This is a genomic window from Labrys monachus, from assembly GCF_030814655.1.
In the GTDB taxonomy this organism is placed as follows: Bacteria; Pseudomonadota; Alphaproteobacteria; order Rhizobiales; family Labraceae; genus Labrys; species Labrys monacha.
In genome coordinates this window covers 2,332,692-2,353,456 of sequence record NZ_JAUSVK010000001.1, presented here as the reverse complement: position 1 = coordinate 2,353,456, position 20,765 = coordinate 2,332,692, and the positions used below count along the sequence as shown (strand labels likewise).

The 20,765-nt window shown below is 68.8% G+C and carries 18 protein-coding genes; 5 read left to right on the top strand and 13 right to left on the bottom strand.

The genetic code is table 11. The features are described 5' to 3' along the window. Positions 1-119: 119 nt before the first annotated feature. From J3R73_RS10635 to J3R73_RS10625, 3 genes are all read right to left on the bottom strand, one after another. Positions 120-1,727: a caspase family protein gene (locus J3R73_RS10635; RefSeq protein ID WP_307426105.1), complete on the bottom strand. Its 1,608-nt coding sequence runs from the start codon at positions 1,725-1,727 to the stop codon at positions 120-122. A gap of 71 nt (positions 1,728-1,798) precedes the next feature. Next, complete coding sequence (locus J3R73_RS10630) at positions 1,799-2,728, bottom strand: c-type cytochrome (protein WP_307426102.1); 930 nt, start codon at positions 2,726-2,728, stop codon at positions 1,799-1,801. A 298-nt stretch (positions 2,729-3,026) separates the two neighbouring features. Next, positions 3,027-3,461, bottom strand: a complete 435-nt coding sequence (locus J3R73_RS10625; protein WP_307426100.1) for a c-type cytochrome — start codon at positions 3,459-3,461, stop codon at positions 3,027-3,029. A gap of 231 nt (positions 3,462-3,692) precedes the next feature. Here J3R73_RS10625 and J3R73_RS10620 point away from each other — a divergent pair, with 231 nt between their 5' ends. The 4 genes from J3R73_RS10620 to J3R73_RS10605 all read left to right on the top strand — a co-directional run bounded on the left by J3R73_RS10620 (position 3,693) and on the right by J3R73_RS10605 (position 7,887). Next, positions 3,693-5,003: a L,D-transpeptidase family protein gene (locus J3R73_RS10620; RefSeq protein ID WP_307426098.1), complete on the top strand. Its 1,311-nt coding sequence runs from the start codon at positions 3,693-3,695 to the stop codon at positions 5,001-5,003. A gap of 79 nt (positions 5,004-5,082) precedes the next feature. After that, positions 5,083-6,003: a class I SAM-dependent methyltransferase gene (locus tag J3R73_RS10615; protein WP_307426096.1), complete on the top strand. Its 921-nt coding sequence runs from the start codon at positions 5,083-5,085 to the stop codon at positions 6,001-6,003. Then, positions 6,000-6,851, top strand: coding sequence for a TrmH family RNA methyltransferase (locus J3R73_RS10610; protein ID WP_307426093.1), 852 nt, complete (start codon positions 6,000-6,002; stop codon positions 6,849-6,851). Before J3R73_RS10615 ends, J3R73_RS10610 begins: the two co-directional genes overlap by 4 nt. 40 nt (positions 6,852-6,891) lie before the next feature. Continuing rightward, a complete protein-coding gene (locus J3R73_RS10605) occupies positions 6,892-7,887 on the top strand; it encodes an Lnb N-terminal periplasmic domain-containing protein (RefSeq protein WP_307426090.1) in 996 nt (331 codons plus the stop codon). 927 nt (positions 7,888-8,814) lie between these two features. Here J3R73_RS10605 and J3R73_RS10600 read toward each other — a convergent pair. The 7 genes from J3R73_RS10600 to J3R73_RS10570 all read right to left on the bottom strand — a co-directional run bounded on the left by J3R73_RS10600 (position 8,815) and on the right by J3R73_RS10570 (position 16,088). Beyond that, the gene (locus J3R73_RS10600; protein WP_307426085.1) at positions 8,815-9,465 is read right to left on the bottom strand and encodes a class I SAM-dependent methyltransferase; all 651 of its coding nucleotides are present in this window, start codon (positions 9,463-9,465) and stop codon (positions 8,815-8,817) included. Further along, positions 9,462-11,066, bottom strand: coding sequence for a Mur ligase family protein (locus J3R73_RS10595; RefSeq protein ID WP_307426082.1), 1,605 nt, complete (start codon positions 11,064-11,066; stop codon positions 9,462-9,464). The genes J3R73_RS10600 and J3R73_RS10595 overlap by 4 nt, the downstream gene beginning before the upstream one ends. A gap of 3 nt (positions 11,067-11,069) precedes the next feature. Continuing rightward, positions 11,070-11,849: an alpha/beta fold hydrolase gene (locus J3R73_RS10590; protein ID WP_307426078.1), complete on the bottom strand. Its 780-nt coding sequence runs from the start codon at positions 11,847-11,849 to the stop codon at positions 11,070-11,072. Continuing rightward, on the bottom strand, positions 11,843-12,652 hold the full coding sequence (locus J3R73_RS10585; protein ID WP_307426075.1) for a M15 family metallopeptidase: 810 nt from the start codon (positions 12,650-12,652) through the stop codon (positions 11,843-11,845). Before J3R73_RS10585 ends, J3R73_RS10590 begins: the two co-directional genes overlap by 7 nt. Positions 12,653-12,738: 86 nt before the next feature. Next, the gene (locus J3R73_RS10580) at positions 12,739-13,134 is read right to left on the bottom strand and encodes an REP-associated tyrosine transposase (protein WP_307426073.1); all 396 of its coding nucleotides are present in this window, start codon (positions 13,132-13,134) and stop codon (positions 12,739-12,741) included. A 303-nt stretch (positions 13,135-13,437) separates the two neighbouring features. After that, positions 13,438-14,769, bottom strand: a complete 1,332-nt coding sequence (locus tag J3R73_RS10575) for an 8-oxoguanine deaminase (protein ID WP_307426071.1) — start codon at positions 14,767-14,769, stop codon at positions 13,438-13,440. Between the two features lie 95 nt (positions 14,770-14,864). Next, positions 14,865-16,088 (bottom strand): acyl-CoA dehydrogenase, encoded by a 1,224-nt coding sequence (locus J3R73_RS10570; protein ID WP_307426069.1) that lies wholly within the window; start codon positions 16,086-16,088, stop codon positions 14,865-14,867. Between the two features lie 78 nt (positions 16,089-16,166). Here J3R73_RS10570 and cobD point away from each other — a divergent pair, with 78 nt between their 5' ends. Continuing rightward, complete coding sequence (gene cobD, locus J3R73_RS10565; RefSeq protein WP_307426068.1) at positions 16,167-17,195, top strand: threonine-phosphate decarboxylase CobD; 1,029 nt, start codon at positions 16,167-16,169, stop codon at positions 17,193-17,195. A 49-nt stretch (positions 17,196-17,244) separates the two neighbouring features. Here the strand turns inward: cobD and J3R73_RS10560 are convergent, their stop codons facing one another. Genes J3R73_RS10560 through J3R73_RS10550 form a run of 3 tightly spaced genes read right to left on the bottom strand, consistent with a single transcriptional unit; the run spans position 17,245 to position 20,746 of the window. Then, positions 17,245-18,189: an ABC transporter permease gene (locus J3R73_RS10560; protein WP_307426065.1), complete on the bottom strand. Its 945-nt coding sequence runs from the start codon at positions 18,187-18,189 to the stop codon at positions 17,245-17,247. Next, positions 18,186-19,241 (bottom strand): ABC transporter permease, encoded by a 1,056-nt coding sequence (locus J3R73_RS10555; protein ID WP_307426063.1) that lies wholly within the window; start codon positions 19,239-19,241, stop codon positions 18,186-18,188. The genes J3R73_RS10560 and J3R73_RS10555 overlap by 4 nt, the downstream gene beginning before the upstream one ends. After that, the gene (locus J3R73_RS10550) at positions 19,238-20,746 is read right to left on the bottom strand and encodes an ABC transporter ATP-binding protein (protein WP_307426061.1); all 1,509 of its coding nucleotides are present in this window, start codon (positions 20,744-20,746) and stop codon (positions 19,238-19,240) included. The genes J3R73_RS10555 and J3R73_RS10550 overlap by 4 nt, the downstream gene beginning before the upstream one ends. Positions 20,747-20,765: the final 19 nt, after the last annotated feature.

Here is a 20,765-nt window from a genome sequence, read left to right as displayed (position 1 = left end):
GAACGATGGGGATCCGTGACGCGGGGTGGCATCCCTCCCCCTGGATCCCTTTCCGTCGCCGCCGCGCGGCTCGCCGGGAATGGCGGGCGTTCGGATGATGGAGGTTCTCAAACGGACTGTCATGGCCCACCGCTCGTGAAGATGTCGGCGATGCCGACCGTGACGGTCTTGCCGCTCAGCGCGTTCTTCAGCGTGTCCGGCAGGACGGTCGCCGCATCCGGCCTGCTCAGGCCCTGGAGCGCCGTCTGCAACTCGTCGAGGGGCTGGTCAGAAAGCAGGGCCACCAGATGCTCGGCGCCGAACGGGGGATCGCGGACCTGCAGCGGCAGGGAGAAGGCCCTGCCCTTCCAATCCTCGTCATGTTCGGCGGGCGATGCCGGGTAGAGGAACTCGACCTTGCCGTCGGGCGGCAGGTTGAACAGCGTCATGAAGCGATGGCTCGACGCGCCGAGGCCGACGGTCAGCCTCTCGCCGCGCAGGAAGGTGCGCGAGCCGCCCGCGACCTCGAAAGGCTGGATCGCGCCTCCGGCATAGGCCTGCAGGAAGGCGATGGCGCGCCATTTGGCGACCACGCCCGCCAGGCCCGACGGCGCCACATCCTCGGCGACGATGCCGGCGACCCGCTTCTCCACGGTCTGCTTCGCCACGTCGTAGACGAGGTCGGCCCCGGCCTCGTCGGCGACGATCTCCGCCCCGGCCACCGCCGAAGGCCCGTCGCCGTTGCGAAAAGCGAGGCGAAGCGGCGCGTCGGCCACGGCCTGCTCGGCGACGGCGAGCAGATCCTGGGCGGAAGGCGTGTCTGCCGTCGCCGTCTTCGCGCCGAAGACGGGAATGTCCCGGCTCACGGTCGGGAAGGATTGCGAGACCTGCTGGCTCTGCGTCGACTGCAGGACGGAGGCCCGGACGAAGGAGACGAGCTCCTTCTCGGTGGTCACGCCGTCATGGTTGGCGTCGGCCTGGCCTTCGAGCGCCCGGGCGAAGGCGAAGGAGAGCGCGCCGCGCTGCCGGCCGCCGATCGTCACCTCCGGCACCAGCTTGTCGTCGGCGACGCCGGCAAGGAAGGTGAAACGGTCGTTCGGGTCGACCTTCACCGACACGTTCGGGGCGGGAGGAGCGAATTGCAGCAGTTCCGCCCTGTCGATCTGCGGCTTGGGCGCGACGCGGTAGGTCAGCCCCATCGAGACCGAGCGATACATGGTGCCGGAGTGGCAGGCGTCGGTGACGACGACGGCATAGACCTTCTTGTCTTCGGCCTCCTTCAGCCAGACCGCCATTTCCTTGTCGACGATGCGGTCGGCGAGCCCCGGTCCCTTCAGGGCGAAGTTCACCAGCGGCAGGTTGTCGTCGAGCCCGTCCGGCTCGTCCGGATCGTCGGCGGCGGCCGGCTCCTGCGAGCCGTGGCCGGCATAGGTGAAGTAGATGGTATCGCCCGCCTTCGCCTGGCCGAGAAGGCTCTCCCAGGCCGCCACCACGGCCGGCTTGGTCGCTTGGCCGTCGGTGAGGAGGACGAGTTGCCGGACGCCCGACATGCGGAGGGCCTGCGCGATGTCCTCGGCATCGTTCACGGCGCCGTGCAGCGCCGGGATCGGTGCCGTATAGGCGTCGATGCCGACCACGAGGGCGTAGCTCTCGGCCGCCAGCGCAGGCGCCGGGGCCAGCGCAGCCGACGCCAGTCCCGCCATCGGCAGGACGGCCCGCAGCACGGTCGAGACAGCCGATGATCCCACCTTCTCCTCCTCCATCTGCCCGCAGCCAGCCGGTTTCGGACCAGGAGCGGCACGGCTGGCGGGGCGTGCGCTCAGGATTTCTTCGGCGGCGCCTTGCCGGGAACCGGCGGCAGCGTCACCAGATAGGCGGCCATTGCCTTGCGATCGGCATCGCCGAGGCGGCTGGTGTTCTGGATCACCTCGGCCATGCTGCCCCCGGCCGAATCGAAGTCCGGCGTCAGGCCGCTCTTGAGGAAGTCGGCAATCGCGTCCTGCGACCAGCTTGCGATGCCGTCGGCGTGGCGGGTGATGTTGGGCACCCAACCCTTGCCGTCGGGATTCGGGGCCCCGGAGAAGCGCCTGTCCGCTTCAATAGCGCCGAGGGCGTTGCGAGGGCTGTGACATTCGGAACAGTGCCCGGGCCCCTCCACCAGATAGGCGCCGCGATTCCATTCGGCGCTGCGGCTCGGATCGGGCACGAACGGCTTGTCATCGAAGAACAGGAACTTCCAGCCCCCGAGCAGGCGGCGGATATCGAAGGGAAACCCGATCTCATGCGGCTTGGAGGGCGTATCGACGGCGGGCAGCGTCTTGATGTAAGCGAAGAGATCGCGCACGTCCTCGATCTTGAGACGGGCATAGGATGTGTAGGGTAGCGCCGGGTAGAGGTGCTCGCCCTGCCGGCCGACGCCGCGCTGCAGCGCATTGACGAAGTCGAGCTCGCTCCAGCCGCCGATGCCGTTGACGGGGTCGGGCGAGATGTTGGGCGCGTGGAAGGTGCCGAAGGGCGAGCCGAGGGCGAGGCCGCCGCCCAGCTTGAGCCTGTCGTCCTGGCCCGGCGACTGGTGGCAGGCCGCGCAGCCGCCGATATTGAACATCGTCTCGCCATTGGCGAGGTCGGGCTTGTAGTCGGCTGCCAGGGCCGATGCAGGCAGGGTGGAGGGCGCGGTGACGAACCAGAACACCCCGAAACCGACCGCAGCAAGCACGACGAGCCCGCCGATGATTTTTCTGATGCGCATCCCGGAAAGCCCCCTTCCACCCGGCTCGTGCCCGGTGCCTCAGATCCTGAACACAGGTTGCAGCCCTTTTATTCGAAGGGCCTCCCCCGGGAACGCGGGCAGCCCCCTGCCATCGATGCCGGAACGGAGGGAAGGCTGCGATCTTGTCCTGCCCGGGCTTGTCCCGGCGATGACAAAGTTCAAACCGTCGCCTCGAAAACGATCTTCTCTCACCATCCCGGGGCGTCTCCGCCCGCTCCTGGCAACATCCCGACGCAGGATGAGAGGACGCGGACGGGATGCCGCGTCCCCGAAAACCTCAGCCCTTCTTGACGCGATAGACGCCATGGCAGGCGTTGCAATTGGACGCGATCACGCCGAAGGCCTTGGCGAAGCTGGCCTGGTCGGTCGCGGCCATCGCCGCCGTCGCGTCGGCGCCGAGCTTGTCGGCATGGGCCTTGAAACCGGCCATGTCTTCCCAGATCTTCGGCGAGGCCGTGGTCGGATCGGTGCCGCCGGTCTTCGAATCCTCGGGGAAGAGCGTCGGCAGCTTCGCCGCGCCGTCGACATAGACCTGCAGGAGAGCCTTGACCTTGGCCGCATCGAAGGGCGTCGTCCCCTTGGCGTAGCCCGCCGCTTCCTTGGTGGCGCCGGCAATGCCCTTCATCAGCGCCTGCCGGTCCTCGATCGGTCCGGCAAAGGCGACGCTGACGCCGAAGGAAACCAGCGCGGCAGCGATGGCGAAACGTTTCATGAGAATATCTCCGTGATCCCTACAGAACGACGCGGCGCCGAATAGCATCGTGTTTTCGGACCGATCGCAAGTGGGTAGCCTTGAATTATTCCAATGAAATCCCCGATTTTGAACTTGACCTTCCCGGCTTTCACGACAGCTTCACGGTATCGCCGCGGAGGTAAGAAAAGGTTCACGGTCTGTGCCGTAGGGTGACCGCCAGACGATAGTTCGCGGCGTTCGAGTGTCTTCATGGATTTTCCCCAGCTTTCGCGTTTGTTCCGGGGGCCGGCATTCGGGCAGCCGCCATCCGTCCGTGCGGAAGAAGGGCGCGGGCGCCTCGCCGTCTTCCTGGGCCTGCTGGCCGCCTTGGCGATCGGATCGCCAGCATGGGCGGACGACCAGCCGAACTATTCGCCCCGGACCTACGATCTGACGCTGAGGGCGATCTCCGATTACGAGGAGATCGCCGGCAATGGCGGCTGGGTGTCGCTTCCGCCCAGCGCCCAGGGCCTCAGGCTGGGCGCCCGAGGCAAGGTGGTGCTCGCGCTCCGCAAGCGGCTCGCGATCACCAGCGACCTCGACCCCGCCTTGCCCGCCAGCGACCAGTTCGATGATGCCGCCCGGCAGGCGCTCGAACATTTCCAGGCCCGGCACGGGCTCAGCCTCACCGGTTCGGTCGGCCGGCTCACGCTGGCGGCGCTCAATGTCCCGGTCGAGGAAAGGCTGCACCAGCTCGACGCCTCGGCGACGCGGCTCGCCGCGCTGAAGTTCAAGTTCGGCGAGCGCTACATCGTCTCCAACATTCCCGCCGCCAGCCTTGAGGCGGTGGAGAACGGCGTCGTCAGCCGCACCTACACGACAGTGGTCGGCAGCCCCGACCGCGCCTCCCCGACACTGCAGACCAGGGTCACCGCCGTCAACATCCTGCCCTATTGGAACGTGCCGCAATCGATCATGAAGGCGGACATCATGCCGAAGATGGTGAGGGATCCGAACTACCTCGCCGAGAACCATATGCGCGTCTATCGCGGCGGCCGGGAGATCGATCCCGCCACCATCGACTGGACGGGGGCGAAGGGCACCGACTTCCTCGTCAAGCAGGATCCGGGCGTCTATAATTCGCTCGGCTTCGTGCGCATCGACATGCCCAATCCCGACGCCGTCTACATGCACGACTCGCCGCATCGCGACCTGTTCCGCTACGATGTCCGCTTCCAGTCCTCCGGCTGCACGCGCGTCGCCGGGGCGCAGGATCTCGCGGCCTGGGTGCTCGAAGGCACCGAATGGACCGGCCAGGCGATCCAGGACCAGATCGATTCCGGCCAGCCCAAGACCATCAAGGTGCCGAAGCCCGTGCCGGTGGCCTGGGTGTATCTGACCGGATGGGGCAGCCCCGACGGCAGCGTGCAGTTCCGCCCGGACGTCTACAGCATCGATTCGCCGACGGTGCAGGGGCCCGCCACCAGCGGAATGGCGACGGCCGACGTGAGCGACCGCACCGCCTCCGTCCCCGTCACGGCCGTGCGGGCATCCGCCGCGATCGCCGCCACGCCCAATTGAGGCGGCTTTCCATCGCATCGCTCTTTCCTCCCGCCGTCGGCACTTGCCGGATGGGCCAAACTCCTGTTTGGTCCGCGGCATGTCATCCGCGCATCCGCCCCCTTCCGCCACGCAGACCCTGCCGCAGCTGCTGATCACCCCCGGCTTCGCCGACTACCGGCTGGTCGACTGCGGCGAGGGCCGCAAGCTCGAACGCTTCGGCCGCCTGCTGGTCGACCGACCCGAGCCGCAGGCGATGGGCTCGCGCCGCCAGCCCGCCGCCTGGGACAAGGCCGACGCCGTGTTCCTCGGCATGAACGCCGAGGACGAAGGCTCGGACGGGCGCTGGAAGTTCGCCGGCCGCCCGGTCGAGACGTTTCCAGTGTCCTATCGCGGCGTCTCCTTCCATGGCCGCTTCACGCCCTTCCGGCATCTCGGCTTCTTCCCCGAGCAGGCGCCGCACTGGGACTTCATGATCGAGCGGCTGCAGGCGCTCGGCCGTCCGGCGCGGGTGCTGAACCTGTTCGGCTATACGGGCGTCGCCTCTCTCCTCGCCGCCCGTCACGGCGCGCAGGTCACGCATGTCGACGCCTCCAAGAAATCGATCGGCTACGCCCGCGAGAACCAGGCGCTGGCCGGCCTCGCCGATGCGCCGATCCGCTGGATCGTCGACGACGCCATGAAGTTCACGGCCCGGGAGCAGCGGCGCAATTCGCGCTATGACGCCATCCTGCTCGACCCGCCCAAATATGGCCGCGGCCCCAATGGCGAGGTGTGGGACCTCTTCCGGGACCTGCCGGCCATGCTCGACCTCTGCCGCGGCGTGCTGACGGACAAGCCCGCCTTCGTCATCGTCACCGCCTATGCGATCCGGGCCTCCTTCGTGGCGGTGCACGAACTGACCCGCGAAATCCTCGGAGGCCTCGGCGGCGAGATCGCCTCCGGCGAGCTCGTGGTCTCGGAGGAAGGCTCGGGGCGGCTGCTGTCGACCTCGCTCTATTCGCGATGGAGCACCGCATGAAGCGCCGCTTCGAGCGCCCGCGCCCGCCGGTGCCCGCCCAGCCCGTCTCGCGGGTGGTCACCAGCCTGACCAACCCGCTCGTCAAGGACATCCGGGCGCTGGAGATGCGCAAGGTCCGCCAGGAGGCGGGCTTGTTCGTCGCCGAGGGCCTCAAGCTCGTCGCCGACGCCATCGAGGCCGGCTGGCCGATCCGCATCCTCGTCCACCGCACGGGCGAGGACAAGCCGATGCTGGCGCGCGCCGTCCGTGCGACCCGGCAGGCCGGCGGCGAAGTGCTCGAGGTCACCGGCGAGATCCTCGAAAAACTGTCGCGGCGCGACAATCCGCAGACGGTGATCGGTGTGTTCGGACAGAGGCTCGAACGCCTCGCCGAGGTCGAGATCGGCCGGGACGAGATCTGGATCGGACTCGACCGAGTGCGCGACCCCGGCAATCTCGGCACCATCGTCCGCACGGCCGACGCGGTCGGCGCCACCGGCATCATGCTGATCGGCGACACCACCGATCCCTTCGGCATCGAGGCGGTGCGCGCCACCATGGGCTCGATCTTCAACGTCAGGCTGGCGGCCGGCAGCGCGCAGGACTTCCTCGCCTGGCGCCGGCGCTTCGGCGGCCTCGTCGTCGGCACCCATCTTGCGGGCACGCATGACTACCGCGAGGTCGACTATGCCGGCCCCTGCCTGCTCCTGATGGGCAATGAGCAGCAGGGCCTGCCCGACGATCTCGCGGCGGCCTGCAGCCGGCTGGTCAAGATCCCGATGCGCGGCAAGGCGGATTCGCTCAACCTCGCCGTCGCCACGGCGGTGATGCTGTTCGAGATCGCGCGGCCGCGGCTCGCACTGGACTGAACGGCGGCCGCGGATGCCGGGCGCCCCGAACGGAGACAGGATGGCCCGGTTCGCCTCGATCATCGGCCGGAGCGTGCTGGCGCTGCTGCTGGTCGCCGCCTCCGCCTGGGGATTGCTGGCCCTCGGCTACCGGCTCGACACGGGCGCGCCGCTGCGCGGCATCGCGCAGGCGCTGTGGCTGTCGGCCTTTGCCCTCGCGCTGTGGGCGCTGGTCCGCCGGCGGCCTTTGCTCCTGCTGCCCTATGTCGCCGCCGGCATCGCGCTCATCGCCTGGTGGTCGGCGCTCGAACCCCGCAACGACCGGGACTGGGCGCCGGATGTCGCGCGCACCCTGACGGCACGGATCGACGGGCATGTGGCGCATCTCGCCGATGTCCGGAATTTCGACTGGCGCTCGGACAGCGACGCCACCGAGCGCTGGGAAGACCGGACCTATGATCTCGACACCATCGAGGCCGTCGATCTGATCAATTCCTACTGGGCGGGCCCCGCCATCGCCCACACGCTGGTGAGCTTCGGCTTCGCCGACGGCAGCCATATCGCGTTTTCGGTCGAGGTGCGGCGCAAACGCGGCGAGGTCTATTCGGAGCTGTCCGGCTTCTTCAAGGTGAACGAACTCGTCGTCATCGGCGCCGACGAACGTGACATCGTCCGCGTCCGCTCCAATGTGCGCGGCGAGGATGTGCAGCTCTTCCACGTCAAGGTCACGCCGCAGCAGGCGCGCGAGATGTTCCTGGAAGTGCTCGCCGAAGCCAACGACCTCGCCGCGACGCCGCGCTTCTACAACACGCTGACGGCCAACTGCACGACGGTGCTGTTCCGGCTCGCCCGCCGGCTCGCCCCGTCGCTGCCGCTCGACTGGCGCATCGTGCTGACCGGCTATCTGCCGGACTATGCCTATGACCACGGCCTGCTCGACCGCGACGTCTCCCTCGCCGAGCTGCGCGAGCGCGGGCGGATCACGGCGCGCGCCCGCGCGGCGGACGCCAGCCCGGATTTCTCGCGCCTGATCCGCATCGGCGTGCCGGGGCCGTGAGGCGGGGTTTACATCCGGCTTGAAAGGTGGCCGATCCAGCCGCCCCTCACCTTCATCCTCTCCCCGCAAAGCGGGGCGAGGGGGCCTCGACGTCGCGCCCTTCCGGTGATGCGATCATCTCGCCCGTCCCTTTCAAGGCGCGAGGCCAGCCGCTCCTTCTCCCCCGACTTCGGGGGAGAAGGTAAGGTTGAGGGGCAGCGTCGCCCGGGCCGGCTATCCAGCCGGATGTCCGATAATCCAACATCCCGCTGCCGAGGCCTCTATCCCCTCAGCGTCCAAACGCTCGATTTCTTGATGTCGAGATCCTCGAGTCGGCGTGCCGGGGCCGTGAGGAAAGGCTTCACATCCGACTTGAAAAGTGGCCGATTCAGCCGCCCCTCACCTTCATCCTCTCCCCGCAAAGCGGGGCGAGGGGGCCTCGACGTCGCGCCCTTTCCGGTGATGCGATCATCTCGCCCGTCCCTTTCAAGGCGCGAGGCCAGCCGCTCCTTCTCCCCCGACTTCGGGGGAGAAGGTAAGGTTGAGGGGCAGCGTCGCCCGGGCCGGCTATCCAGCCGGATGTCCGATAATCCAACATCCCGCTGCCGAGGCCTCTATCCCCTCAGCGTCCAAACGCTCGATTTCTTGATGTCGAGATCCTCGAGTCGGCGTGCCGGGGCCGTGAGGAAAGGCTTCACATCCGGCTTGAAAGGTGGCCGATCCAGCCGCCCCTCACCTTCATCCTCTCCCCGCAAAGCGGGGCGAGGGGGCCTCGACGTCGCGCCCTTTCCGGTGATGCGATCATCTCGCCCGTCCCTTTCAAGGCGCGAGGCCAGCCGCTCCTTCTCCCCCGACTTCGGGGGAGAAGGTAAGGTTGAGGGGCAGCGTCGCCCGGGCCGGCTATCCAGCCGGATGTCCGATAATCCAACCCCCCACTGCCGAGTGCCTCTATCCCTTCAGCGTCCACACGCTCGATTTCTTGATGTCGAGATCCTCCAGGTCGCGGGAGACGGGCACCTCATAGGTGGCGAGCAAAGACAGCTTGTCCTTCGGCAGATAGGTCCGTCCGGGATCGCCGATGAGGACCGCCACGCCGCGCTCGCGCCAGCCTTCGAGCCAGGCGAGCACCTCGGCCGCGATGTCGCGGTCATAGAAGATGTCGCCGGCGAGGACGATGTCGATCTCGATGTCGAAGCGGCCGAGCACATTGTCGGCGACCGGGGTCACCGCGACGCCGTTGGCCGCGGCGTTGAGGGCGATGGCATCGAGCGCGAAGCCGTCGATGTCGGCCGCATCGACCGAGGCCGCGCCCGCCATCGCCGCCGCGATGGCGACCAGCCCGGAACCCGCGGCGAAATCGAGCACGCGCTTGCCCGCCACCGCGCCGGGACGGTCGAGGAGATAGCGCGCCAGCGCCTGGCCGCCGGCCCAGGCGAAGGCCCAGAAGGGCGGCGGCAGGCCGATGCGCCCGAATTCGTCCTCGGTCTTCTGCCAGAGCGGCGTCACCTCGTCGGCGACGTGCAGGCTGATCTCCGGCGCGTGGGGCACCGGCAACAGGCGCGTATTGGCGCGGATGAACGCCTTGCGATCGGCGATCACAGCGAGAGCTTGCGTTCGTAGAGGTCCGGCAGGTCGTTCTCGATCAGGACGGCGTCGCCGGGCTTCAGATTGGCGCCCATCCAGGCCTGGGCCTGCGCGAAGCCGGCGCATTCGATCACTTCGCCGCCGGGCCTCGCCGCCTTGTAGGCATCGACGAAATCGCGGATGCGATCCGGCGCCACGGCGAGGAGGATGTCTACCGCCTCGCCGGCCTTGGTGCCGAGCTTGCGATGCTCCTCGGCATGGGCCTCGCCGAGTTCGACCATGCCGGGCGTCACCAGGATGCGCCGCCCTTCGCCGGAGGCCAGCAGCGGCAGGAGATCGAGCGCCGAGGCGAAACCGACCGGGTTGGAATTGTAGCCGTCGTCGATGATGGTGGTGCCGTCGCCCTGCCGCCTGACCTCGAGGCGATGGCTGATCTGCGGCGTCGACTTCATGGCGATCAGCGCCGTCTCGGCGTCGATCCCCATCGCCAAGGCGGTGACGAAGGCCAGCGCCATGTTGCCGCCGTGATGGAGCCCGTAGAGCGGGGCGAACAGCGTGTAGTCCTCGCCGCGAAAAGTGAGCTGCACCGTGAGCCCGTCGCGGCCCTGGGTGACGCTGCGGACCCTGGCGTCGCTGCCCTCGCCCTGCCCCACCAGCACCATCGAGGCACGATGGTCGTCGGTGAACGCCTTGGCGTCGGCAAAGGCGAGGACGGCATCGTTGATGATCGCCTTGCCGTTGCGGGCGATCGCCGCCGCCGGCAGCTCGAACTTGGTGCGGGCGACGCTGTCGAGCGATTTGAAACGTTCGTAATGCGCCGGACCGACGGCGGTGACGACGGCGATGTCCGGCGGGGCGAGGCGGCAGAGCCGCTCGATCGAGCCGGGGCCGTAGGCGCCCATCTCGACGACGAAATGCCGGTGATAGGGTTCGAGCCGCTCGCGCACGATGCGGGCGATGCCCATCGGCGTGTTGACCGAGCCGGGCGTGATCAGCGCCGAGCCGGCGCTTTCGAGCAGATGGCCGAGAATATGCTTGGTCGAGGTCTTGCCATAGGAGCCGGTGACGCCGACGACGACGGGGGCGAGGCGCCTGAGCTTCTCATGCGCCTCGCGCCAGAAGCCCTGCTGGATGCGTTTTTCCTGCGGCTGCAGGATCCTGACCGCCGCCACCGGGGCGAAGGGGATCGCCTGCACCAGCACGACGATCCAGGCCGGGTGCAGCGAGAGCGCGATGCCGAGGATGCCGATGGCGAGCAGGAGGGCGGCGGCGACCCGGGCGATGCGGGTGGCGCGCTCTGTCATCGCCAGCTTCTTCTTGCCGACCTTGCGCGGATCGGCCTCGCGATAGGCGGAAAGGAGGAAGACCACGGCGATGAAGAAGGCGAGCACGATGGACGGCGCCGGCACCAGCTTCGACAGCAAAGCGAGCACGACGATGGCCAGGCTGACGCGGGTATCGAGCGAACCGCTCTTGATCATCCAGCGCAGGAAGCGCGGGCCGTCATATTCTTCCTGCTGGAAGATGTGCAGATAGGTGAGCAAGCGCTTCCAGGCGAACGGGGCGAAGCCGGCAAAGGCGAGCAGGAAGGCATAGGGGGCGGTGGCTTCGAGCATCCGTCAGCCCTCCAGCATGTTCGAGACGGCATAGGCGATCTGCGGACCGCCGTCGGTGAGGATGGTATGGTGGTCGAGCCCCGGCAGGATGCTCAGCGTCGCGCCGGGAATGAGCTGCGACAGGCGCTCGCCGATCTCCGGCGGCGTCGTGTCGTCCTTCTCGCCATAGAACAGCGCCACCTTGCAGCGGATCCGGCGGGCGACCTCCGTCTGATCCTCGTTGACCACCTTGACCAGGATGGGACGCATCGCGCCGGCATTCTGATAGTCGGCCGAGCCGAAACGCGACTTCCAGGCCGCGACGTCGACGCCGGCGCGCTCGAGCAGCTTGAGCGCCTTGAACAGGCGGATGCGGATTGAGAATCGGAGCTTCTCGGGGAAGCCGCGCCGACGCTGGAGCCCGGCGGCGGCGGCCAGCACCATGGCGTCGATCGCCTCCGGATGCCGCGCCGCAAGCCTGAGGCCGACGCGGCATCCGAAGGAATGGCCGACCCAGATCCGCCGCCCGCGCGGCAGCGTCGCCAGCCATTCGGCGACGGCGTCGGCATAGTCGGCGGTGTCCCAGGCCTCCGCCGGCGGCGGGCTCAGGCCGAAGCCGGGAAAATCGATCAGGGTGTGATGGGCCGCCCGTTCCAGCGACTGGGCGAGCGCCAGGAAGGCATGGTGGTCCTGCCCCCAGCCATGGGCCCAGATCACATGCGGCGTGTCCGCGGCGAGCGGCTTGCCGAGCGCGGCGAAGGCATGCGCCGTGTGCTTGGCGGTGAAGGTCGAAAGCGTCAACATGGTCCTTCCGGCAGGTCGGTGGTTCCATACCACGCGGCCAGGGGCGCATGGGGCGAGCCTCCATCCTGCAAAGTCAGGACATGGAGCTGCGTTCCGTAATCGAAATGCCAGAATTCGTACGCGTAGTTGGTGAATCCCGCGTTAACCATCGCATTGACGAGGATGCGGCGGTTGAGGAGGCGCGGGTCGTCGGCGGCAATCGCACCGCCGCCCAGCAGCCGCTCATAATGGTCGGTGAAGGAACGCTCATGCGCCTCGTCGAAGCCGGCGCCGTGGTCGAGCATGGCGCCGCTCGCGGCATCGACCAGCACCACGTCGACGGAGCCGCCGGTCGAGTGGATCGGCCAGCTCGTCTCGTCGTCCCGGCTGAAACGGCGTGGGTCCGACACGAAGGTGCGCACGATCGCCTCGCGCTCGGCGTTCGAAAGCTCCGGCCGCTCGGCGGCGAGCTTGTCCTCGAAGAAGGCCCACAACCCGGCCTGCGTCTCCACCGGGCGAAACGCGTCGAGCACCTTGAGGCGCAGGCCGTGCGCGCCCACCATCGCGTCGGCCCTTCTGAGCAGCCCGGCGACGCTGCGGCGGGCGGCGACGACCGCCACCGCCCCGGCGATCGGCCGGTGATAGGGCGCATTGCCGCCGTCGGTGCGGGCATACCAGCTTTCGGTGAGCAGCCCCTCGGCCGCGAGGTCGACGAGCGGCTCGCCCCAGCGCGGATCGGCGCGGTCGAACGGAATCGCGCCGTAGCCGGACGCCGTGGCGGCAGCCGCGCCGCGAAGGGGAACGGGAGCGAGGAGATCAGGCATGGACACCCCGGAAGCGCGGGCATCCCGCCCGCCCTTGAAACGCATCGTCAACAGGATAGGAAAGAAGCGGGCGGGACGAGGGCGTATCACATGCAGGAAGCACTCGAATATCGCCAAGCTCCGGCATCGCAAGACAAGCCCGCCTTGACCGGGTTTTCTTCGATATAGAAACGAGCATCCTCGAAATGGCGCTCGCTGCGGATCTTGCGGTCAAAATATTCCTCGAACCAGACTTTTCCCGTTCGATTGAGAACAGCATTGATCTGTTTGGCTGTGAAAGACTTCCAAGTATGGACGATGCGCGAAAGGGAGTGATCGAGCATCGGCGTGAGGAGAGCATGAACGTGGTTCGGCATGACGCACCAAGCATGTAACCGATATCGCTCGCCATCAAAATACAACAAGGCGCTCTCGACGACTGGACCGATCGCCTCCGTCGCCAGGAAGGCCTCTCCATAGCCCGCATCGAGTGCGGCTTCCATGCGTTTTCTGCGCTCCTTTGCCATGACTTCGGCAGGCGTGTCGCGCAGTTCGGCCGCCCAACGCTCCCGGACAGCCCCTCGGCAATGAATCGGCCAGACGAAAGAACAAAGCCTGCGGCGTTTCGCCTGCTTCCCAATGCGGCAGATAGCCCCGCGAATGCCATTCCTTCACCGGCTTCAAGGGTGAAGATCGCAGATCGTCGGTCATAGCCTTTTCCCGGGTGCGCGGACGTCCCGTCCGCCTCTTCGTCCTTAAAACGTTGTGATTCCAGAGGCGGACAGGACGTCCGCGTACCCGGGAATCTACAAGAACTTGCGCGCCGCCTTGCCGTGCGCTTCGCGCAGCGCGGCGATGTCGAGGCCGACCGGCAGGCCGTCCGCCACGCGCCAGCGTCCGGCCACCATCACGCGGTCGGCGCGATGGGCGCCGCAATGCACCAGCGCGGCGATGGGATGGTGGGCGCCGGAGAAGCGCAGTTCGTCGAGCGTGAACAAAGCGAGGTCCGCCTCCAGCCCGGCGCGGATGGCGCCGATATCGTCGCGCCCGAGACAGCGGGCCGAGCCTTCGGTGGCCCAGCGCAGGCAGTCGCGCCAGGAGACCGCTTCGGCGCCGTGCGACAGGCGGTTGATCATCAGTGCGTGGCGGACCCCTTCCATCAGGTTGGAGCTGTCGTTGGAGGCCGAGCCGTCGACGCCGAGCCCGACGGGGGCGCCGGCCGCCTCCAGCGCCCCGGTTCGGCAGAAACCCGAGGCGAGCACGGCGTTGGAGGTCGGGCAGTGGCAGATGCCGACGCCATGGCGGCCGAGCGTCGTGCAGTCGTCGGCGCTGAAATGCACGCCGTGGGCGAGCCAGGTGCGCGGCGACATCCAGCCCACCTCCTCGAGCAGTTCCACCGGCCTGCAGCCATAGACCTGGGCGCAGAAGCGATCCTCGTCCTCGGTCTCGGCGAGGTGGGTGTGCAGCCGGCAGTCGAAGCGCTCGGCGAGGTCCGCGGTCTCGCGCATCAGCTGCCGGGTCACCGAGAAGGGCGAGCAGGGCGAGAAGGCGATGCGGATCATCGCGCCGGGGGCGCGGTCGTGATAGGCGGCGGCGACGCGCTCGCAATCGGCGAGGATGACGTCGGCGTCCTGCACCACCGCGTCGGGCGGCAGGCCGCCATCCTTCTCCGACAGGTTCATCGAACCGCGCGAGACCGTCATGCGGAGGCCGAGGGCGCGGGCCTCCTCGACCTCGATGTCGACGGCGTCCTCCAGCCCCTTCGGGAAGACATAATGGTGGTCCGCCGCGGTGGTGCAGCCGGACATCAGCAGTTCGACCAGCGCGAGGCGGACCGAGAGGCGGAAGCTTTCGGGATCGAGCCGCGCCCAGACCGGATAGAGCGTCTTCAGCCAGGGAAAGAGCGGCATGTCGCAGGCATCGGGATGGGCCCGCGTCAGCGTCTGGTAGAAGTGGTGATGGGTGTTGACGAGGCCGGGCAGCACGACATGGCGCGAGGCGTCGAAGACGGCGTCGACCGGCGCCGACGGCTCCCGGCCCGCCGCCACGCATTCGACGATGCGCGAGCCTTCCACGACAATGCCGCGCCCGGCGCCTTCGGCGAGGATGGCGAGGGGATCCTTCAGCCAGAGGCGCATGGCACATCCCGGATGCGCGGGCGTCCCGCCCGCTGTTCAGACAGTTGGGAGGCGGTGGGAGGAGCGGACGGGAACGTCCGCGCGCCCGGGGAAGGTTAGAAGAAGGCCTGGATGCCGGTCTGCGCCCGGCCGAGGATGAGGGCGTGCACGTCATGCGTGCCCTCATAGGTGTTGACGGTCTCCAGGTTCTGCGCCACGCGCATGACGTGGAACTCGTCGGCGATACCGTTGCCGCCATGCATGTCGCGGGCGGCGCGGGCGATATCGAGCGCCTTGCCGCAATTGTTGCGCTTCATCAGGCTGATCGCCGGCGGCGCCGCGGTGTGGGCGTCGAGCATGCGGCCGAGCTGCAGGGCGCCGAGCAGCCCGAGCGCGATCTCGGTCTGCATGTCCGCCAGCTTCTTCTGGACGAGCTGGGTGGCGGCGAGCGGACGGCCGAACTGCTTGCGGTCGAGCGTGTATTGGCGGGCGCGGTGCCAGCAGAACTCGGCCGCGCCCATGGCGCCCCAGGCGATGCCGTAGCGGGCCTTGTTGAGGCAGCCGAACGGCCCCGAGAGGCCCTTGACGCCGGGAAGGAGATTGGCCTCGGGCACCACGGCGCCCTCAAGCACGATCTCGCCGGTGATCGAGGCGCGCAGGGACAGCTTGCCCTCGATCTTCGGGGTGGAGAAGCCCTTGGTGCCGCGTTCGACCACGAAGCCGCGGATCACGTCGTCGAGCTTGGCCCAGACCACGGCGATATCGGCGATCGGCGAATTGGTGATCCACATCTTGGCGCCGGTGAGCTCGTAGCCATCGGCGACCTTCACCGCGCGCGTCTTCATCGAGCCGGGATCGGAGCCTGCGTCCGGCTCGGTCAGGCCGAAGCAGCCGATGAGTTCGCCCTTCGCCAGCTTGGGCAAATATTTGCGGCGCTGGTCCTCGCTGCCATAGGCGAGGATCGGATGCATGACGAGCGAGGACTGCACCGACATCGCCGAGCGGTAGCCCGAATCGACCCGTTCCACCTCGCGGGCGACGAGGCCATAGGAGACGTGGCCGAGGCCGGCGCCGCCATAGGCCTCCGGCACGGTGGCGCCCAGGAGCCCCAGCTCGCCCATCTCGGTCATGATGGCGCGGTCGAAGCTCTCTTCGCGATAGGCCTTGAGCACGCGCGGCATCAGCCGGTCCTGCGCATAGTCGCGCGCCGTGTCGCGCACGAGGCGCTCCTCCTCGGTCAGCAGCGATTCCAGGTCGAGGGGATCGGTCCAATCGAAGGCATCGCCCGCCTTCCTGAGCGCTTCGCCGGCTTCATGAAGCTTGATCGCGGCGTCTGCCATGGTCATACCCTCTATATATATTCGACTGCGGCGACATTGGTCGCGGCGGGTTCGAGCGTCAAGACAAGAGTGGCGGCGATGAGCGTGATGGAACATGGCGGCAATCTCGGCGAAGCGCGCCGCCTGTTTCCGCGGGCGCCCGACCTCGAGGCGGCCATGCCGTGGATCGACCTGTCGACCGGCATCAACCCATGGCCCTATCCGGTTCCGGCGATCCCGCCCGGCGCCTGGACGGCCCTGCCCTCGCCCGATGCGGTGCGCGACCTCGAGGACGCCGCCGCCCGATGCTACGGCGCGACGTCGTCGTCCTGCGTCGTCGCGACGCCGGGGACCCAGGCGGCGATCCAGTGGCTGCCGCATCTGTTTCCGGCCGGCACGGTCGCCGTGCTCGGCCCGACCTATGCCGAGCACCTGCGCAGCTGGCGCCGGGCCGGCCACCAGGTCGGCGAGACCGCGGATATCGAGGCGCTCGGCGCCGCCGACATCGCCGTGATCGTCAATCCCAACAACCCCGACGGGCGCCTCGCCGACCGGGATATCCTGCTGCGCCTCGCCGCCGAGAAGCACAAGCGCGGCGGCGCGCTCATCGTCGACGAGTCCTTCGCCGAGGTGATGCCGCAGATCAGCCTCGCCGACATGGCCGGCACGCCCGGCCTGGTCATCCTGCGCTCCTTCGGCAAGTTCTTCGGCCTCGCGGGCCTGCGCCTCGGCTTCGTGCTGGCCGAGCCGGCCTTCACCGGCACGCTGCGCGAGGCGATGGGGCCGTGGGCCGTCTCCGGCGAGGCCCTCGCCATCGGGCAGGCCGCGCTCGCCGACATCCTGTGGCAGAACGGCACCCGCACCTATCTGCGCACCGCCCGCCAGGCGCTCGATGCCTGCCTGGCGCCGGTCATGACCGTCGCCGGCGGCACCGATCTCTACCGGCTCGTCGAGACGCCGAACGCACCGCTGGTGTTCCAGCGCCTCGGCACCGCCGGCATCTGGGTGCGCCGCTTCGGCGCCCAGCCCCATTGGCTGCGCTTCGGCCTGCCGCCGAACGAGGAAGCCTATCGCCGGCTGCAAGCCGCGCTCGGCGACCCGGCGGGCCCGAAAGGCCGGCCGGTCTGACGCGGAAGGCGGTCCATAAAGGGGTCTCCCGGGCTTGCCGTTCCCGCGCTCACCGCTCCTCCTTCCGGAACGGCCGCAGCAGGGCCGCCGGCGCCACGGCGTTGCGCGACATCAGGGCCATGGCGACGATGGTGAGGAGGAAGGGCAGCATCAGGAAGGCTTCATAGGGGATATGCCCGAGCCCGCTCGCCTGGAGGCGCAGCTGCAGGGCATCGACGAAGGCGAACAGCAGGGCCGCGCCGGCTACACGCCACGGGTCCCAGCGGCCGAAGACGACGAGCGCGATCGCCACCCATCCCCGCCCGGAGACCACGCCGAAGGTGAAGGCGTTGAATTGCGCGATGGTGAGGAAGGCGCCGCCGAGGCCCATCAGCGCCCCGCCGAGGATGACGGCCTGGAAACGCCGCGCGATCACGTCGACGCCCGCCGAATCGGCGGCGCGCGGGTTCTCGCCGACCATGCGCAGCGCCAGCCCCCATGGCGTGCGGTAGAGGACGAAGGCCGACAGCGGCACCGCGATCAAGGCGAGATAGACGAGCGCGAACTGGTCGAAGAGGATCGGGCCGATCACCGGGATCGAAGACAGGCCGGGGATCGGCGCGGTGCGGAAGGCGGTGATGGTCGCCGGCGTCGCCTGCTGGCCGAAGAGGAGGCGATAGAGGAAATAGGCCAGGCCCGAGGAGAGCAGGGTGATGCCGATGCCCGAGACATGCTGGCTGAGCCCGAGAGCCACGGTGAAGACGGCATGGAGAGCCGCCATCGCCGCTCCCGTGGCGACGGCCGCGGCGACGCCGACCCACAGGCTGCCGGAGCCGTAGGCGGCGGCGAAGCCCGTCATCGCCGAGAGCAGCATGATGCCCTCGATGCCGAGATTGAGCACGCCGGCCCGTTCCGAGACGAGCTCGCCGAGGGTGGCGAAGATCAGAGGCGTCGCGATGCGCAGGACGGCGGCGAAGAAGCCGACCTGCAGGAGCTGCTCCAGGATCACGCTCATGCCGCCCTCCCGCCGAAGCGTATGCGATGGGTGGTGAACAGCAGGGCGGCCAGCATGGTCAGCAGCGCCGTGCCCTGGATGACGTCGGCGAGGAAGACGGGCACGCCGGTGGCGCGCGACATCGCCTCGGCCCCGGTCATCGCTGCGGCGAAGAAGATGGCGGCCGGCACGACGCCCAGGGGGTTGAGGCGGGCGAGCATGGCGATGACGATGCCGCTGTAGCCGAAGCCCGGCGATAGGTCGCTCATCACCTGGTAATGCACGCCGCCGACCTCGCCCACCCCGGCGAGCCCCGCCAGGCCGCCGGACAGCAGCGCGGTGGCGACGAGGATGCGGTCGACGCGGATGCCGCCATAGCGGGCGGCCTCGGCATTCTCGCCCGTGACGCGGATGGCGAAGCCGAGCGTGGTGCGGGTGATCAGGAACCACACCGCCACCGCGGCCAGCAGCGCCGCAAGGACACCGAGATGCAGCCGGGTGCCTTCGAAGAACACCGGGAAATTGGCGCTGTCCTCGATCGGCGGCGAGATCGGATAGCCGCTGAGCGGATCCTTCCACGGCCCTTCGATCAGCGCCATCACCGCGAAATAGATCACCGAATTGAGCAGGAGCGAGGAGACGACGTCGTCGACCTTCAGCCTGACCCGCAGCAGCGCGGGGACGAGCGCGGTCAGCCCGCCTGCGGCGGCGCCGGCGAGGGCCATGGCGGCGATGCCGAGGGGGCCGGCCATCGGAAAGCCGCCGACGAAGCAGCTCGCCACCGCGCCGGCCATCAGCTGCCCCTCCGCGCCGATGTTCCAGAACCGGGCCCGGAAGGCGACGGCGACCGCAAGGCCGGTGAAGATCATCGGCGCGGCCTTCACCAGCGTCTCGGTGACGGCGTAGAAATCGCCGAAGGCGGCGACGGCCATGATGCCGTAGGCGTCGGCGACGTTCGCGCCGGCCATCGCGATCAGCCCGCTGCACAGGACGATCGCCGCGGCGACGGCGAGGAGCGGCAGAGCGAGGTTGAGCCAGACGGGCGTCGATTGGCGGGCTTCGAGCCTCATCACGCCGCTCCGCTCATCAGGAGGCCGAGACGCTCGATGCTCGCTTCCCCCGCGGCGAGGATGCCGGCGACGCGGCCCTCATAGAGCACGGCGATGCGGTCGGACAGGATCAGCAATTCCTCGAGGTCCTCGCTGATGACGAGGAGGCCGCAGCGCCGGGCGCGCAGGTCGAGGAAACGCTCGTGCACGAAACGCGCCGCGCCGATGTCGAGCCCGCGCGTCGGCTGGGCAGCGATCAGCACCCGGGGATCGAAGGCGAGCTCGCGGGCGAGCAGCGCCTTCTGGAGATTGCCGCCGGAGAGCGAGCCGGCCCGTGCCATCGGGCCGGGGCAGCGTATGTCGAAGGCGCGGATCTGCGCCTCCACGAAGGCGGTGATCGCCGCGGGCTTCAGGAGGCCGCGGGCGCTGAAGGCGGGCGTGCCGATGCGGGGCAGCACCATGCTGTCGGCGAGCGGCAGGCTGGTGACGAGGCCCTGCGTCATGCGGTCCTCGGGGATGCGTCCGAGCCCCATCGCCTGCACGCGGCGCGGGCCGTAGGGCTCGACCGCCTCGCCGGCGATCAGGAGGCGGCCCCGGCTCGGCGCCAGCATGCCGGCGACCACGTCGGCGAGGGCCCGCTGCCCGTTGCCGGAAACACCGGCGACGCCGAGGATCTCGCCCTCGCGCACGGCGAGATCGACGTCGGTCAGCGCCATGCCGCCCTGCGGCGGGGTCGAGACGTTGTCGAGCTGCAGCACGACGGCGCCGGGCGCCGAAGGCGGCTTGGTCGGCGGCACGATCTCGTGGCCGCACATCAGCCGGGCCATCTCCGCGGAGGTGGATTTGGCGGGTTCTGCGATCGAGGCGACCATGCGGCCATGGCGAAGCACGACACAGCGATCGGTCAGGCTGCGCACTTCGGTCAGCTTGTGGGAGATGAAGATGATGCCGAGCCCCTGCGCCGCCATCGCCCGCAGAGCCTTGAACAGGCCTTCGGCCTCGTCGGGCGCCAGCACCGCCGTCGGCTCGTCGAGGATGAGCAGCCGCGCGCCGCGGAACAGGGCCTTGACGATTTCGAGCCGCTGCTGCTCGCCGACCGCGAGCGAGGAGACCAGGCGGTCGGGCTCGAGCCGGAGCCCGAAGCGGGCGGCGATGTCGTCGAGGCGGGCAAGGCCGCCGGCCCGGTCGAGCCGTCCGCCCCGGCCGGGCAGGCCGACCAGGAGGTTGTCGAGCACCGTGAGGCGCGGCGCGAGGTGGAAATGCTGGTGCACCATGCCGATGCCCGCCGCGAGCGCGTCGGCGGAATTGCGGATGCGCACCGTCCTGCCGCCGATGAGGATCTCGCCGGAATCGGGCGCATAGCCGCCGAACAGGATGTTCATCAGCGTGGTCTTGCCGGCCCCGTTCTCGCCGAGCAGGCCGACGATCTCGCCGGGCCGCACCGTGAGGTCGACCGCCTCATTGGCCTGCACGGCGCCGAAGCGCTTGGAAATGCCGCGCATCTCGACGACGGGAACGGGATCGGCCATCGGTATCGATCCGGGAATG